General features: G+C 57.7%; 9 protein-coding genes. 7 read left to right on the forward strand and 2 right to left on the reverse strand.

The features are described from left to right. Nucleotides 1–8: 8 nt before the first annotated feature. The gene (locus tag L350_RS04760) at nt 9–512 is read left to right on the forward strand and encodes a GNAT family N-acetyltransferase (protein ID WP_032626432.1); all 504 of its coding nucleotides are present in this window, start codon (nt 9–11) and stop codon (nt 510–512) included. Between the two features lie 83 nt (nt 513–595). After that, on the forward strand, nt 596–1,615 hold the full coding sequence (locus L350_RS04755; protein ID WP_022649538.1) for an NADPH-dependent aldehyde reductase Ahr: 1,020 nt from the start codon (nt 596–598) through the stop codon (nt 1,613–1,615). Between the two features lie 43 nt (nt 1,616–1,658). On the opposite strand, the gene L350_RS04750 is transcribed toward L350_RS04755, so the two are convergent. Continuing rightward, nucleotides 1,659–3,299, reverse strand: a complete 1,641-nt coding sequence (locus tag L350_RS04750) for a dihydroxyacetone kinase subunit DhaK (RefSeq protein ID WP_032626435.1) — start codon at nt 3,297–3,299, stop codon at nt 1,659–1,661. A 137-nt stretch (nt 3,300–3,436) separates the two neighbouring features. Between L350_RS04750 and L350_RS04745 the strand changes: the two genes are divergently transcribed. After that, nucleotides 3,437–4,939 (forward strand): helicase HerA-like C-terminal domain-containing protein, encoded by a 1,503-nt coding sequence (locus L350_RS04745; RefSeq protein WP_022649540.1) that lies wholly within the window; start codon nt 3,437–3,439, stop codon nt 4,937–4,939. Here L350_RS04745 and L350_RS04740 read toward each other — a convergent pair. Further along, nucleotides 4,919–5,860 carry a tRNA modification radical SAM protein MnmL/YtqA gene (locus L350_RS04740; protein WP_115504199.1) on the reverse strand — a complete coding sequence of 314 codons (942 nt, stop codon included), beginning with the start codon at nt 5,858–5,860 and terminating at the stop codon, nt 4,919–4,921. The two genes, L350_RS04745 and L350_RS04740, sit on opposite strands and share 21 nt — an antisense overlap. Nucleotides 5,861–6,547: 687 nt before the next feature. Here L350_RS04740 and gltB point away from each other — a divergent pair. From gltB to L350_RS04720, 4 genes are all read left to right on the forward strand, one after another. Further along, the gene (gene gltB / locus L350_RS04735; protein WP_022649542.1) at nt 6,548–11,008 is read left to right on the forward strand and encodes a glutamate synthase large subunit; all 4,461 of its coding nucleotides are present in this window, start codon (nt 6,548–6,550) and stop codon (nt 11,006–11,008) included. Between the two features lie 9 nt (nt 11,009–11,017). Then, nucleotides 11,018–12,436, forward strand: coding sequence for a glutamate synthase subunit GltD (gltD, locus tag L350_RS04730; RefSeq protein ID WP_032626441.1), 1,419 nt, complete (start codon nt 11,018–11,020; stop codon nt 12,434–12,436). Between the two features lie 187 nt (nt 12,437–12,623). Beyond that, nucleotides 12,624–13,874, forward strand: a complete 1,251-nt coding sequence (gene codB, locus L350_RS04725; RefSeq protein ID WP_032626442.1) for a cytosine permease — start codon at nt 12,624–12,626, stop codon at nt 13,872–13,874. Continuing rightward, nucleotides 13,864–15,144 (forward strand): cytosine deaminase, encoded by a 1,281-nt coding sequence (locus L350_RS04720; protein WP_032626443.1) that lies wholly within the window; start codon nt 13,864–13,866, stop codon nt 15,142–15,144. The genes codB and L350_RS04720 overlap by 11 nt, the downstream gene beginning before the upstream one ends. The last annotated feature ends 92 nt before the right edge of the window (nt 15,145–15,236 follow it).

Raw genomic sequence — 15,236 nt, forward strand, 5'->3', positions numbered from 1 at the left:
GTAATGCTATGAGCGTGATTACCCCCGTCGCGACGACAATGCGTCGGATCACTGAGCAGGACAACCCGGCTATCGCCGCCGTTATCCGCACGGTATCGGCCGAATATGGCCTGACCGCCGACAAAGGCTACACCGTGGCCGATCCCAATCTGGACGAACTTTTTCAGCTGTACAACCAGCCGGGCCATGCCTATTGGGTCATCGAGCAGGACGGCCAGGTCGTGGGTGGCGGCGGCATTGCCCCCCTGCTCTGCAGCGAGCCGGATATCTGTGAACTCCAGAAAATGTATTTCCTGCCAACGATACGCGGACAAGGCCTGGCGAAAAAGCTGGCGCTGGTCGCCCTGGAACATGCACGCTCACAGGGCTTTAAACGTTGCTACCTTGAAACCACCGCTTTCCTTAAAGAGGCCATTGGCCTGTATGAGCATCTGGGCTTTAAGCATATCGATGCGCCACTGGGCTGCACGGGCCACGTGGACTGCGAAGTCAGAATGCTGAAAAGTCTGTAAGTTTTGTTCCTGCCGTCTTCTGTTAAGCGTCTGTAAACTGAATGCTCTACACTCACAGTTCACACCAAAACAGGGGAAACGCGATGTCGAAGATAAAAAGCTACGCCGCACCGCAGGCGGGTGCAGAACTTGAGCTGTACGAGTACGATGCGGGCGAACTAAAAGCGGAAGACGTCGAAGTACAGGTGGATTACTGCGGGATCTGCCATTCAGACCTCTCGATGATCGACAATGAATGGGGCTTTTCCAGCTATCCGCTGGTTGCCGGGCACGAAGTCATTGGCCGCGTCGTGGCGCTCGGCAGCGCCGCGCAGGACAAAGGGCTGAAAGTGGGCCAGCGCGTGGGTATCGGCTGGACGGCACGCAGCTGCGGCCACTGCGACGCCTGTATTAGCGGTAACCAGATCAACTGCCTTGAGGGCGCTACGCCGACCATCCTGAACAAGGGTGGTTTCGCCGATAAACTACGCGCCGACTGGCAATGGGTTATCCCGCTGCCGGACAGCATTGATATTGAATCAGCAGGTCCGCTGCTGTGTGGCGGTATCACCGTATTTAAACCGCTGCTGATGCATCACGTAACTGCCACCAGCCGCGTGGGCGTGATCGGTATTGGCGGGCTGGGGCATATTGCCATCAAACTGCTGCACGCGATGGGCTGTGAAGTGACGGCGTTCAGCTCTAACCCGGCGAAAGAGCAGGAAGTGCTGGCGATGGGTGCGGATAAAGTGGTGAACAGTCGCGATCCCGAGGCGCTCACCGCCCTGGCAGGCCAGTTTGACCTGATCATCAACACCGTCAACGTCGATCTCGACTGGCAGCCGTACTTTGAAGCCCTGGCCTACGGTGGTAACTTCCACACCGTGGGTGCGGTGATGAAGCCGCTGCCGGTTCCGGCGTTTACCCTGATCGGCGGCGATCGCAGCGTATCCGGATCTGCTACCGGCACGCCATATGAGTTACGCAAGCTGATGAAGTTTGCCGGACGCACAAAAGTGGCGCCCACCACCGAACTGTATCCGATGTCAAAAATCAACGAAGCAATCCAGCACGTGCGCGACGGCAAGGCCCGCTACCGCGTAGTGTTGAAAGCGGATTTCTGATGTGAGTTTGCCGGGTGGCGGCTTCGCCTGACCCGGCCTACTTTCACTGCCGCGCCAATACGTTAAGTACTTCTGCCACCGCGACCGCTCCCGGATCCATCACCCCATCCAGGTTCTCTTTATTGACATACGACGAGCGTCCCGCGCCGGCTTTCGCCATTTTTGCCGTTGCTTCGGCGCCCTGCTGCGCAGCCTGCGCCGCCGTCCGCAGATCGCCATCCCTTAACGCCTCCAGCGCCGGTTGCAGGGCGTCGATCAGCGTGCGATCCCCAAGATCGGCCCCGCCATACTGCTTCATCTGCGCCAGTCCGCTCAACAATGCTTCTGGTAGCGGCTGTCCATCGTGAAGCTTTTGTCCTGCCGTCGTGAAGAAGATCGACATCAGCACCCCGCTCGACCCGCCCATTACCGTAGCCAGCCGCTCCCCCACCAGCAGGAGTAATGTCGGCACGTCGTTAAGGGGCAGGTTGTTCTCCTCAAGTCGCTGCGCAATATCCCGCGCCCCTTGCGCAAAGGTGGAGCCCGTATCGCCATCGCCTACTTTGGCATCCAGCGCGTTGAGGCGGTTTTCCAGCTGGATCAATGTCTTCGTTACCGAAGCGACGGCCTCGCTCACCTGCGGATTGTCCGATGGGGTATATTCCACGCGGTCACGAAGGGCGCTATGGGGGACGGTACGCAGGGGCGCGAACGCGACGGGCTTCTGCCAGCCCAGCGTCTCGACCTCGGCGTGAATCGCCTTCTCGAAGAAATCGTTGAGCTTTAACAGCGTTAGCGAAAACCCTTTCATATCCAGCGCACTCACCAGCGGCGCCGGGCCAATCAGATACGCTATGTTCTCTTTCAGCGCCGAATGCGCCAGCTCTTTGGTGAGTAGAGCCATCTCAAGCGCTGACACGCCGCCGAGGTTGTTGATCAGCACCGCAAAGCGCCCGTCCCCCGCCTGCGCGCGTAACGGCGTCACCAGCGTGTCGATAATGGCTTTGCTGTTTTGCGTATCCACGACGGAAGCTCCCGGCTCGCCGTGAATGCCCAAACCCAGCTCGACATGGCCTTGTTTTATGCGCCCCTCTTCATCATCGCTGCCCGGCAGGTTGCACGTTTGCATCGCCACGCCCAGGCTCCAGAGGTTATCGCAGGCCTGTTGCGCTATATCCCGCACGTCGTTTAGCGATTTCCCCTGCTCTGCCGCATATCCCGCAATCTTATGCACCAGCGCCGTTCCCGCGATACCACGCGGCTGCTTGTTATCCGGCAGGGCAATATCATCCGCGACGATAACCATCTCCACCTTCAGGCCGTAGCGTTTGGCTTTTTCCGCCGCCAGGCCAAAGTTAAGCCGGTCGCCGGTGTAGTTTTTCACAATCAGCAGGCAGCCACGATCGCCCGTCACCGCCACAATGGCATTGAGGACCGCATCCACGCTTGGGGAGGCGAACAAATCGCCACACACCGCTGCGGTAAGCATGCCTTTACCGACGAACCCGGCATGTGCCGGTTCATGGCCGGAGCCGCCACCGGAGATCACCGCCACGCGGCTTTTATCCCAGTCGCCGCGTGCCACCACGCGGATGGCCGGATCGATATCCAGTTTGACGAGATTACCGTGCGGCGCGGAGAGAAGTATGCCTTCAATGGCATCGTTGACAAGCTGTTTGCGGTCGTTAAAAAAGAATCTGGACATAGTTTCCCAAAATTTTGTTTACCGTATGCAAAAGCATAGTCCGCACTGGATAATGCGCCGCAAAGTGAGGAATTTACGCAGACATTTCGCCGTCAGGTTGCCTATACTCCACCCAGGACTACGAGAGGACGTGCATCATGAGTACACCATTGTTAATCGCCAGGACGCTGGAAAAAGAGCTGTTTTTACTGCCCGCTATGGCGAACCGTCATGGCCTGATCACCGGCGCGACCGGGACGGGAAAAACCGTCACCCTGCAAAAGCTGGCTGAGTCGTTGTCCGAGGCTGGCGTGCCGGTTTTTATGGCTGACGTGAAGGGCGATTTAACCGGGGTGGCTCAGGAAGGCACGGCGTCAGAAAAACTGCTCGAGCGCCTGAAAAATATCGGCATCACGGACTGGACGCCGCACGGTAATCCAGTGGTGGTCTGGGATATCTTCGGCGAAAAAGGGCATCCGGTGCGCGCCACCGTCTCCGACCTCGGCCCTTTGCTGCTGGCCCGTCTGCTTAATCTTAACGACGTGCAGTCCGGGGTGCTGAACATTATCTTCCGTATCGCCGACGATCAGGGCTTACTGCTGCTCGACTTCAAAGATCTGCGTGCCATCACCCAGTACATTGGCGATAACGCCAAATCCTTCCAGAACCAGTACGGCAATATCAGCAGCGCCTCGGTGGGTGCCATTCAGCGCGGGCTCCTGACGCTGGAGCAACAGGGCGCCGAGCATTTCTTCGGCGAGCCAATGCTGGATATCAAAGACTGGATGCGCACCGACAGCAGCGGCAAAGGCATCATCAACATTCTGAGCGCAGAGAAGCTCTACCAGATGCCGAAGCTCTACGCCGCCAGCCTGCTGTGGATGCTCTCTGAACTCTACGAACAACTGCCGGAAGCAGGCGATCTGGAAAAACCCAAACTGGTGTTCTTCTTTGACGAAGCGCACCTGTTGTTTAACGACGCGCCGCAGGTGCTGCTGGATAAAATTGAACAGGTTATCCGCCTGATCCGCTCCAAAGGCGTCGGGGTCTGGTTTGTGTCGCAAAACCCGTCGGATATTCCGGACAACGTACTGGGGCAACTGGGTAACCGCGTGCAGCACGCCCTGCGCGCCTTTACGCCGAAAGATCAGAAAGCGGTGAAAGCCGCGGCGCAAACCATGCGTGCCAATCCGGCCTTTGATACCGAAACCGCCATTCAGGCGCTGGGCACCGGTGAAGCGCTGATTTCGTTCCTCGATGCAAAAGGCAGCCCGACAGTTGTCGAGCGCGCGATGGTGATTGCGCCCTGCTCGCGCATGGGGCCAGTAACGGACGATGAACGCAACGGCCTGATCAACCACTCCCCGGTGTACGGGAAGTATGAAGACGAGGTGGATCGCGAATCCGCGTTCGAGATGCTGCAAAAAGGGGTGCAGGCGACTGCCGAATCGCAGAATGCGCCTGCCGCCAAAGGGCAATCTGTAGCCGTGGACGACGGCATTCTCGGCGGGCTGAAAGATATTCTGTTCGGCAGCACCGGGCCGCGCGGCGGCAAACGCGATGGCGTGGTGCAGACCATGGCAAAAAGCGCGACGCGTCAGATTACCAACCAGATAGTGCGCGGCATGCTGGGAAGTCTGTTAGGCGGCCGTCGCCGGTAGCGGTGGAACCCACGGGCGGCCAAGCGCCGACCCCTGTACGCCGTTCTCCTGTAGATAGCAGTCGATTTCCAGCATCCCCGTCCAGCGGTTCTCACACCAGAGCGGTGCCAGAAGCGTTGGGCGGCGGGCGCTTGCCGAGATGCGGTGGTAAACAATCTCCGGCGGCGTGTGGCGAATCATCTCCCCCGCCGTCACCGTATAGTCGTCGAGTTCGATGCCACTTAACCGCCCCGCTTCCCAGGCTTTCGCCATAATGCTTCCCGTAACGATATGCAGCGGGTGCAGCTTAATGCCGTCCACGCCGGTCTCGACGACTTTTTCCAGCGTTTCAAGGCCATGCTGCTGCCCTTCTCCCGGCAAGCCGACAATCAGATGCGAGCAGACTTTTAATCCACGCTCGCGGGCGAGACGCGTGGTGCGCTGGTAGCAGGCAAAATCATGCCCGCGATTGATACGGTGCAGGGTTTTGTCGTGCGCGGTCTGCAAGCCCAGCTCCAGCCAGATCTCGTAGCCCTTCTCTTTGTACTCGCTAAGTAAATCCAGCACGGCGTCCGGCACGCAGTCCGGACGCGTCCCCACGCACAGCCCGACAATGTTCGCTTGAGCAACCGCCTGTTGATACATAGCGCGCAGCACCTGCACCTCCGCCCACGTGCTGGTGTAGGCCTGGAAATAGGCCAGATATTGCTTCGCGCGGTTCACCAGACTCGCCTGATGGGCGAGCTGTTCAGCGATAGATTTATGCTGTTGAGCTTCATCAGCAAACGAGGCCACGTTACAGAAGGTGCAGCCACCACGCCCGATGGTGCCATCGCGGTTCGGACAGCTAAAGCCGCCGTGCAGCGTCAGTTTGTGAACCTTTTGTCCGTAGCGCTGCAAAAGATCCCCACCAAACATATTGACTAATTTCTGTAACTGCATAATCTGATAGACCGTCCCGAAGAAAGGGGACAAGCCTGCCATTTTTAGCCTCTGTCGGCGATGACCTGGATCAATCGCCCTGGACGGCCTTTATCTATTTGAATAAATAATCACGATTACCGAGATTTCATTCACCCTGCACGTAATTACTTTTCCTTATGTTCTGATGGTTTTTTTCATTTATAGCGCCAGGTCTGAAAAACAGTGATTTTATGCGGGTTTGAATGCCACCCCAGATTATTATTCTGCTATAAATCTGCATTTCAGCACGCTGCATTGATAATACCGCTTTCATATAGTGAGTCAGATCACACTCCCCTGCACCTTCCCGGCGCTTTAAGTGGTTGTAAAAATAGTGAAATCATCAATAAAAACAACAATATGACCACTCTTTAGCACATTTTTGTATAAATAAGATTGCCATTTGACCTGTGTACCAATTCCCGATAAGTTGGAAATCCGCTGGAAGCTTTCTGGATGAGCGGCCTGCTCATCATATTTATGCAGTAATTGAGATTCCCTCTGAAGCAAGTCCTCAAACTTGTTTACCTGCGCGAAAGGATGAAAAAGAGGGCGAATGCGAGGTCCGCGTATGAAACGCTAACCCCGTCGCCATGCTCTTTCTGCGCCTGTGCGCCACGGTAAAGTTCAGTGGGAAGCCCGACGAGCCTGGGGAGGTTAACTGATATGTTGTACGATAAATCCCTTGAGAAGGATAACTGTGGTTTCGGCCTGATCGCCCACATAGAAGGCGAACCTAGCCACAAGGTAGTGCGTACTGCTATTCACGCACTGGCCCGTATGCAGCACCGTGGCGCCATCCTTGCCGATGGTAAAACCGGCGACGGTTGCGGTCTGCTGCTGCAAAAACCGGATCGTTTCTTCCGCATCGTGGCGGAAGAGCGCGGCTGGCGTTTAGCCAAAAACTACGCTGTCGGTATGCTGTTCCTGAATCAGGATCCTGAAAAAGCTGCCGCGTCACGCCGCATCGTTGAAGAAGAACTTCAGCGTGAAACCCTGTCGATTGTCGGCTGGCGCGATGTGCCAACCAACGAAGGGGTGCTCGGTGAAATCGCCCTCTCCTCGCTGCCTCGTATTGAACAGATTTTCGTCAACGCGCCTGCGGGCTGGCGTCCGCGTGATATGGAACGCCGTCTGTTTATTGCCCGCCGCCGCATTGAAAAACGTCTTCAGGACGATAAAGAGTTCTACGTCTGTAGCCTCTCTAACCTGGTGAACATCTATAAAGGTCTGTGCATGCCGGCTGACCTGCCGCGCTTCTACCTGGACCTGGCGGATCTGCGTCTGGAATCGGCCATTTGCCTGTTCCACCAGCGCTTCTCCACCAACACCGTTCCACGCTGGCCGCTGGCTCAGCCGTTCCGCTACCTGGCGCACAACGGTGAGATCAACACCATCACCGGTAACCGCCAGTGGGCCCGCGCCCGTACCTATAAGTTCCAGACCCCGCTGATCCCGGACCTGCACGATGCCGCGCCGTTCGTGAACGAAACCGGCTCGGACTCCAGCTCAATGGATAACATGCTGGAACTGCTGCTGGCGGGCGGGATGGATATCGTGCGCGCCATGCGTCTGCTTGTACCGCCGGCCTGGCAGAACAACCCGGATATGGACCCTGAGCTGCGCGCGTTCTTTGACTTTAACTCCATGCACATGGAGCCGTGGGATGGCCCGGCAGGCATCGTTATGTCCGACGGACGTTTTGCCGCCTGTAACCTGGACCGTAACGGTCTGCGTCCGGCGCGCTATGTCATTACCAAAGACAAGCTCATCACCTGTGCCTCTGAAGTGGGTATCTGGGATTACCAGCCAGACGAAGTGGTCGAGAAAGGCCGCGTCGGACCGGGTGAGCTGATGGTGATCGACACCCGCGGTGGGCGTATTCTGCACTCTGCTGAAACCGACAACGATCTGAAGAGCCGCCATCCGTACAAAGAGTGGATGGAGAAAAACGTGCGTCGTCTGGTGCCGTTTGAAGATCTGTCAGACGAAGAAGTGGGTAGCCGCGAGCTGGACGATGACACCCTCGCGAGCTTCCAGAAGCAGTTTAACTACAGCGCGGAAGAGCTGGACTCGGTTATTCGCGTGCTCGGCGAAAACGGCCAGGAAGCGGTCGGCTCAATGGGTGACGATACCCCGTTTGCTGTGCTCTCCAGCCAGCCACGCATTATTTACGACTATTTCCGTCAGCAGTTTGCGCAAGTCACCAACCCGCCAATCGATCCGCTGCGCGAAGCCCACGTCATGTCGCTGGCCACCAGCATCGGCCGTGAGATGAACGTATTCTGTGAAGCCGAAGGCCAGGCGCACCGTCTGACCTTTAAATCACCGATCCTGCTGTACTCCGATTTCAAACAGCTCACCACCATGACCGAGGAGCACTATCGCGCCGACACGCTCGATATCACCTTCGACGTGACCGAAACGAGCCTCGAAGAGACGGTGAACGCGCTGTGCGACAAAGCCGAGCAGATGGTGCGTAACGGCACCGTTCTGCTGGTGCTGTCTGACCGCAACATCGCGAAAAACCGTCTGCCGGTGCCTGCACCCATGGCGGTGGGGGCTATCCAGACGCGTCTGGTGGACAAGAGCCTGCGCTGCGATGCCAACATCATCGTTGAAACTGCGAGCGCGCGCGACCCGCACCACTTTGCGGTGCTGTTAGGCTTTGGCGCCACGGCGATCTACCCGTACCTGGCCTACGAAACACTGGCCCGCCTGGTGGATACCCGCGCGATCGATAAAGACTACCGTGCTGTGATGCTGAACTACCGTAACGGCATCAATAAAGGTCTGTACAAGATCATGTCCAAAATGGGCATCTCGACCATCGCCTCTTACCGCTGCTCGAAGCTGTTTGAAGCGGTCGGTCTGCATGACGACGTTGCCAACCTCTGCTTCCAGGGCGTGATCAGCCGTATCGGTGGCGCAGGCTTTGCTGACTTCCAGCAGGATCTGGTGAACCTGTCGAAACGCGCCTGGCTGGCACGTAAGCCGCTGGAACAGGGCGGTCTGCTGAAATACGTTCACGGGGGTGAGTATCACGCTTATAACCCGGACGTGGTGCGCACACTGCAACAGGCGGTGCAAAGCGGCGAGTACAGCGATTATCAGCAGTATGCTGAGCTGGTGAACAACCGTCCGGCGGCGACGCTGCGCGATCTCATTGCCCTCAATCCGGGTGAGGAAGCGGTCAGCATTGACGAGGTTGAACCCGCATCTGAGCTGTTCAAACGTTTCGATACCGCGGCGATGTCCATCGGCGCGCTGAGCCCGGAAGCCCACGAAGCGCTGGCGGAAGCCATGAACAGCATCGGCGGCAACTCCAACTCCGGCGAAGGCGGTGAAGATCCTGCCCGTTACGGCACCAATAAAGTGTCCCGTATCAAGCAGGTGGCGTCCGGCCGTTTCGGCGTAACGCCTGCGTACCTGGTTAACGCCGACGTGATCCAGATTAAGGTCGCGCAGGGGGCAAAACCGGGTGAAGGCGGTCAGCTGCCGGGTGATAAAGTCACCCCGTACATCGCTAAGCTTCGCTACTCGGTGCCGGGCGTGACGCTGATCTCCCCGCCGCCGCACCACGATATTTACTCTATCGAGGATCTGGCGCAGCTGATTTTCGACCTGAAACAGGTCAACCCGAAAGCGATGATCTCCGTGAAGCTGGTTTCCGAGCCGGGCGTTGGCACCATCGCCACCGGCGTGGCGAAAGCCTATGCGGATTTGATCACCATCGCCGGCTACGACGGCGGCACCGGCGCAAGCCCGCTCTCCTCCGTAAAATACGCGGGTTGTCCGTGGGAGCTTGGTCTGGTGGAAACCCAGCAGGCGCTGGTCGCCAACGGCCTGCGTCACAAGATCCGTTTGCAGGTAGACGGCGGGCTGAAAACCGGCCTCGACATCATCAAAGCGGCGATTCTGGGTGCGGAAAGCTTCGGCTTCGGTACCGGCCCGATGGTTGCGCTCGGCTGTAAATACCTGCGTATTTGCCACCTGAACAACTGCGCAACGGGCGTTGCTACCCAGGACGAAAAGCTGCGTAAGAATCACTATCACGGCCTCCCGTTCAAAGTGACTAACTACTTTGACTTCATCGCCCGTGAAACCCGCGAGCTGATGGCGCAGCTGGGCGTGAAGCGTCTGGTGGATCTGATTGGCCGTACCGACCTGCTGAAAGAGCTTGAGGGCTTCACGGCCAAGCAGCAGAAGCTGGAGCTGTCTAAGCTGCTGGAAACCGCTCAGCCGCATCCTGGCAAAGCGGTTTACTGCACCGAGAACAACCCGCCGTTCGACAACGGCGTGCTGAACGCGCAGCTGCTGCAACAGGCGAAGCCGTACGTGGATGAGAAGCAGAGCAAAACGTTCTGGTTTGATATCCGCAACACCGATCGTTCCGTGGGTGCATCCCTCTCCGGTTACATCGCGCAAACGCACGGTGACCAGGGCCTGGCGTCGGATCCGATTACTGCGCACTTCAGCGGTACCGCGGGTCAGAGCTTCGGTGTGTGGAACGCGGGCGGCGTTGAGTTATACCTGACCGGTGATGCCAACGACTACGTCGGAAAAGGCATGGCGGGCGGTCTGCTGGCGGTGCGTCCTCCGGTTGGTTCAGCCTTCCGCAGCCATGAAGCAAGCATCATCGGCAATACCTGTCTGTACGGTGCAACCGGCGGTCGTCTGTTTGCCGCGGGCCGTGCGGGCGAGCGTTTTGCGGTGCGTAACTCCGGTGCCATCACCGTGGTGGAAGGCATCGGCGATAACGGCTGTGAATACATGACGGGCGGAATTGTGTGCGTCCTGGGTAAAACCGGCGTGAACTTTGGCGCGGGCATGACGGGCGGTTTTGCCTACGTCCTGGATGAAGACGGTGAGTTCCGCAAACGCGTGAACCCGGAACTGGTGGAAGTGCTGGACGTTGATACGCTGGCCATCCACGAAGAACACCTGCGCGGCTTAATTACCGAACACGTGCAGCATACCGGTTCTTCGCGCGGCGAAGAGATCCTGGCCAACTGGCCGGCGTTCTCTGCGAAATTTGCGCTGGTTAAGCCGAAGTCCAGCGATGTTAAAGCCCTGTTGGGTCACCGTAGTCGTAGCGCAGCAGAGCTGCGCGTGCAGGCGCAGTAAGGAATTCAGATGAGCCAGAACGTTTACCAGTTTATCGACCTTCAGCGTGTTGATCCGCCAAAGAAACCGTTGAAGATCCGTAAAATTGAATTTGTTGAAATCTACGAGCCGTTTTCAGAAGGCCAGGCCAAAGCACAGGCAGACCGCTGCCTGTCCTGCGGTAACCCTTACTGCGAATGGAAGTGTCCGGTCCATAACTACATCCCGAACTGGCTGAAGCTGGCCAACGAAGGGCGTATTTTTGAAGCCGCCGAGCTGTCTCATCAGACCAACACCCTGCCGGAAGTGTGCGGCCGCGTGTGCCCTCAGGATCGTCTGTGTGAAGGCTCCTGTACGCTGAACGACGAGTTTGGCGCGGTAACCATCGGCAACATCGAACGCTATATCAACGATAAAGCGTTCGAAATGGGCTGGCGTCCGGATATGACCGGCGTGCGTCAAACCGACAAGCGCGTGGCGATTATTGGCGCGGGCCCGGCAGGCCTTGCCTGTGCGGACGTGCTGACCCGTAACGGCGTGAAAGCGGTGGTCTTTGATCGCCACCCGGAGATTGGCGGCCTGCTGACCTTCGGTATCCCGGCCTTCAAGCTGGAGAAAGAGGTGATGACCCGCCGCCGCGAAATCTTCACCGGCATGGGCATTGAGTTCAAACTGAACGTGGAAGTGGGCCGTGACGTGCAGCTCGACGACCTGCTGAAGGATTACGACGCCGTGTTCCTGGGCGTGGGTACTTATCAGTCCATGCGCGGTGGTCTGGAGAACGAAGATGCGCCGGGCGTGTACGACGCGCTGCCGTTCCTGATTGCCAACACCAGGCAGATCATGGGCTACGGTGAGACCGCCGATGAGCCGTTCGTCAGCATGGAAGGCAAACGCGTGGTGGTGCTGGGCGGCGGTGATACCGCGATGGACTGCGTGCGTACCTCCATTCGTCAGAACGCGGCGCACGTCATCTGTGCTTACCGTCGTGACGAAGAGAACATGCCGGGCTCTAAGCGCGAAGTGAAAAACGCGCGTGAAGAGGGCGTGGAGTTCCAGTTCAACATCCAGCCTCTGGGTATTGAGGTGAATGCCAACGGTAGAGTGAGCGGCGTGAAGATGGCGCGCACGGAGATGGGCGCGCCGGATGCGAAAGGCCGTCGTCGCGCGGAGATCGTGGCCGGTTCTGAACACGTGATCCCGGCTGACGCCGTGGTGATGGCGTTTGGTTTCCGTCCTCACAGCATGGAGTGGCTGGCGAAGCACAGCGTAGAGCTGGACTCTCAGGGCCGCATAATTGCGCCGGAAGGCAGCGACAACGCGTTCCAGACCAGCAACCCGAAAATCTTCGCCGGTGGCGACATCGTTCGCGGCTCTGACCTGGTGGTCACGGCGATTGCCGAAGGCCGTAAAGCGGCTGACGGGATCATGAACTTCCTGGAAGTGTAAGCCCCTCTGACTCCCCGGCAGAAGCATAAAGCGGAACGCTGGGGAGCCTGTTTTCAGTAACCTGCCCTTAAGTTAATGATACCTTTTTAAGCAAAAAAGCAGCGTAAATCCTGACGTAAACGTTTGCTTTCATGAAAAAAATGTATATTATGCGGCGGATTTTTTGGCCAAAATTCAAGGAGGCGTTGTGTCGCAAGATAACAATTATAGCCAGGGCCCCGTCCCTCTGGCGGCGCGGAAAGGCGTGATTCCACTCACTTTTGTGATGTTAGGGTTAACCTTTTTTTCCGCCAGTATGTGGACCGGAGGTACGCTCGGTACCGGTCTTTCCTATAATGATTTCTTCCTTGCAGTTCTCTTCGGCAATCTCCTCCTCGGTATTTACACTGCTTTTCTTGGCTACATTGGCGCAAAAACCGGCCTCTCAACCCATCTTCTTGCGCGTTACTCGTTCGGTATAAAAGGTTCCTGGCTTCCCTCCATGCTTTTAGGCGGTACGCAGGTAGGATGGTTTGGCGTCGGCGTAGCGATGTTTGCCATCCCGGTGAGTAAAGCCACGGGCATCGACGTCAATATCCTGATCGCGGTATCCGGTCTGTTGATGACCATGACCATCTTCTTTGGTATCTCAGCGCTGACGATTCTGTCGATCATCGCCGTTCCCGCGATAGTTATCCTCGGCAGCTACTCCGTCTGGCTGGCGGTGGACGGCGTGGGCGGGCTGGATCATTTAAAAGCGATCGTGCCGCAGACCCCGCTCAGTTTTTCAGGCGCGCTGGCGCTGGTCGTCGGCTCCTTCATCAGCGCCGGAACGCTGACCGCCGACTTCGTCCGCTTTGGGCGTAACGCGAAAGGCGCCGTGGTGGTGGCAATGGTGGCGTTTTTCCTTGGCAACTCGCTGATGTTTATCTTCGGTGCGGCAGGCGCCGCGGCAGTTGGACAGGCGGATATCTCGGACGTGATGATCGCTCAGGGGCTACTGCTGCCCGCCATTATCGTTCTCGGCCTGAACATCTGGACAACCAACGACAACGCGCTCTATGCGTCGGGTCTGGGTTTTGCCAACGTGACCGGCCTTTCCAGCCGCACGCTGTCGGTGGTTAACGGTATTATCGGCACGCTCTGCGCGCTGTGGCTGTACAATAACTTTGTCGGCTGGCTCACCTTTCTGTCGGCGGCGATCCCTCCCGTCGGTGGGGTGATTATCGCCGACTATCTGATCAACCGCCGCCGCTACGCCAGCTTCCATAGCGCTACCTTTGTGCCGGTCAACTGGGTAGCCATTCTTTCGGTCGCGCTCGGCGTGGCTGCCGGGAATATTATTCCCGGTATAGTGCCGGTGAATGCGGTCCTCGGTGGCGTATTCAGCTACCTTCTGTTAACCCCCTTTGTCAGACGTACCTTTGCTACCGCCCCGGAGGCTCCCCATGCAGAATAATACCCTCACCATTCGTCAGGCCCGTTTACAGGGGCAAGAGGGGTTATGGCAGATCGCAATTGAAAACGGGCGCTTTAGCCGTATTGAACCGCAGGACGCGGCATCGTCACCTCCGGGCCAGGTGCTTGATGCTGAAGGCGGGCTGGTCATTCCCCCTTTCGTTGAGCCGCATATCCATCTGGATACCACTCAAACGGCTGGTGAACCGAGCTGGAACCAGTCTGGTACCTTATTCGAGGGGATTGAGCGCTGGGCTGAACGTAAGGCGCTGCTCACCCACGAAGATGTTAAGACCCGCGCAATGCAGACGCTGAAATGGCAGATGGCCAACGGCATTCAGCATGTGCGTACTCACGTTGACGTCTCCGATCTCACGCTGACGGCGCTGAAAGCGATGCTGGAAGTGAAGCAGGAGGTCGCCCCGTGGGTCGATCTGCAAATCGTGGCGTTCCCCCAGGAGGGCATTCTTTCTTATCCCAACGGTGAAGCGTTGCTGGAAGAGGCGGTGCGTATGGGGGCGGACGTCATTGGCGCAATTCCGCACTTTGAATTTACCCGCGAGTATGGTGTGGAGTCGTTGCACAAAACCTTCGCACTGGCGCAGAAGTACGACAGGCTGATCGACGTACACTGCGACGAAATCGATGATGAACAGTCGCGCTTCGTGGAAACCGTCGCCGCGCTGGCGCACCGTGATGGGATGGGCGAGCGCGTTACCGCCAGCCATACCACAGCGATGCACTCCTATAATGGCGCCTACGCGTCCCGCCTGTTTCGTTTGCTGAAAATGTCGGGCATCAACTTCGTCGCCAATCCGCTGGTGAACATCCACCTTCAGGGCCGTTTCGACACCTATCCTAAGCGCCGCGGCGTAACGCGCGTGAAAGAGATGCTGGAGGCGGGGATCAACGTCTGCCTTGGGCATGATGACGTTTTCGATCCGTGGTATCCCCTGGGCACCGCCAATATGTTGCAGGTGCTGCATATGGGTTTACACGTCTGCCAGCTGATGGGGTACGGGCAGATTAACGACGGGCTGAATCTGATCACCACCCACAGCGCGAAAACGCTCAACCTGCAGGACTACGGCGTGAAGGTGGGTAATTCTGCGAACCTGGTTGTTTTACCGGCCGAAAATGGCTTTGATGCGGTTCGTCGTCAGACGCCAGCGCGTTATTCTGTTCGTCACGGGCGGGTTATCGCCGAGACGGTACCCAGCCAGACAACGCTGCATCTGACGCAGCCGGAAGCGGTGACCTTTAAACGGTAATTATCGCTTCAGGAAATCTCATCCGGAGACGTATCAGCCTGTTTACGCTTTATCAGGTCTACAAATCGCAGCCTCTTTGCAGACCTGGTAAG

This window comes from Enterobacter sp. MGH 4, from assembly GCF_000534735.1.
GTDB lineage: Bacteria > Pseudomonadota > Gammaproteobacteria > Enterobacterales > Enterobacteriaceae > Enterobacter > Enterobacter intestinihominis.

Coding starts and splice junctions, on each gene's coding strand:
- L350_RS04755 (WP_022649538.1), top strand. CDS start 596: ATGTCGAAGATAAAAAGCTACGCCGCACCGCAGGCGGGTGCAGAACTT.
- gltD (WP_032626441.1), top strand. CDS start 11,018: ATGAGCCAGAACGTTTACCAGTTTATCGACCTTCAGCGTGTTGATCCG.
- L350_RS04760 (WP_032626432.1), top strand. CDS start 9: ATGAGCGTGATTACCCCCGTCGCGACGACAATGCGTCGGATCACTGAG.
- L350_RS04740 (WP_115504199.1), bottom strand. CDS start 5,860: ATGCAGTTACAGAAATTAGTCAATATGTTTGGTGGGGATCTTTTGCAG.
- L350_RS04720 (WP_032626443.1), top strand. CDS start 13,864: ATGCAGAATAATACCCTCACCATTCGTCAGGCCCGTTTACAGGGGCAA.
- gltB (WP_022649542.1), top strand. CDS start 6,548: ATGTTGTACGATAAATCCCTTGAGAAGGATAACTGTGGTTTCGGCCTG.
- L350_RS04745 (WP_022649540.1), top strand. CDS start 3,437: ATGAGTACACCATTGTTAATCGCCAGGACGCTGGAAAAAGAGCTGTTT.
- L350_RS04750 (WP_032626435.1), bottom strand. CDS start 3,299: ATGTCCAGATTCTTTTTTAACGACCGCAAACAGCTTGTCAACGATGCC.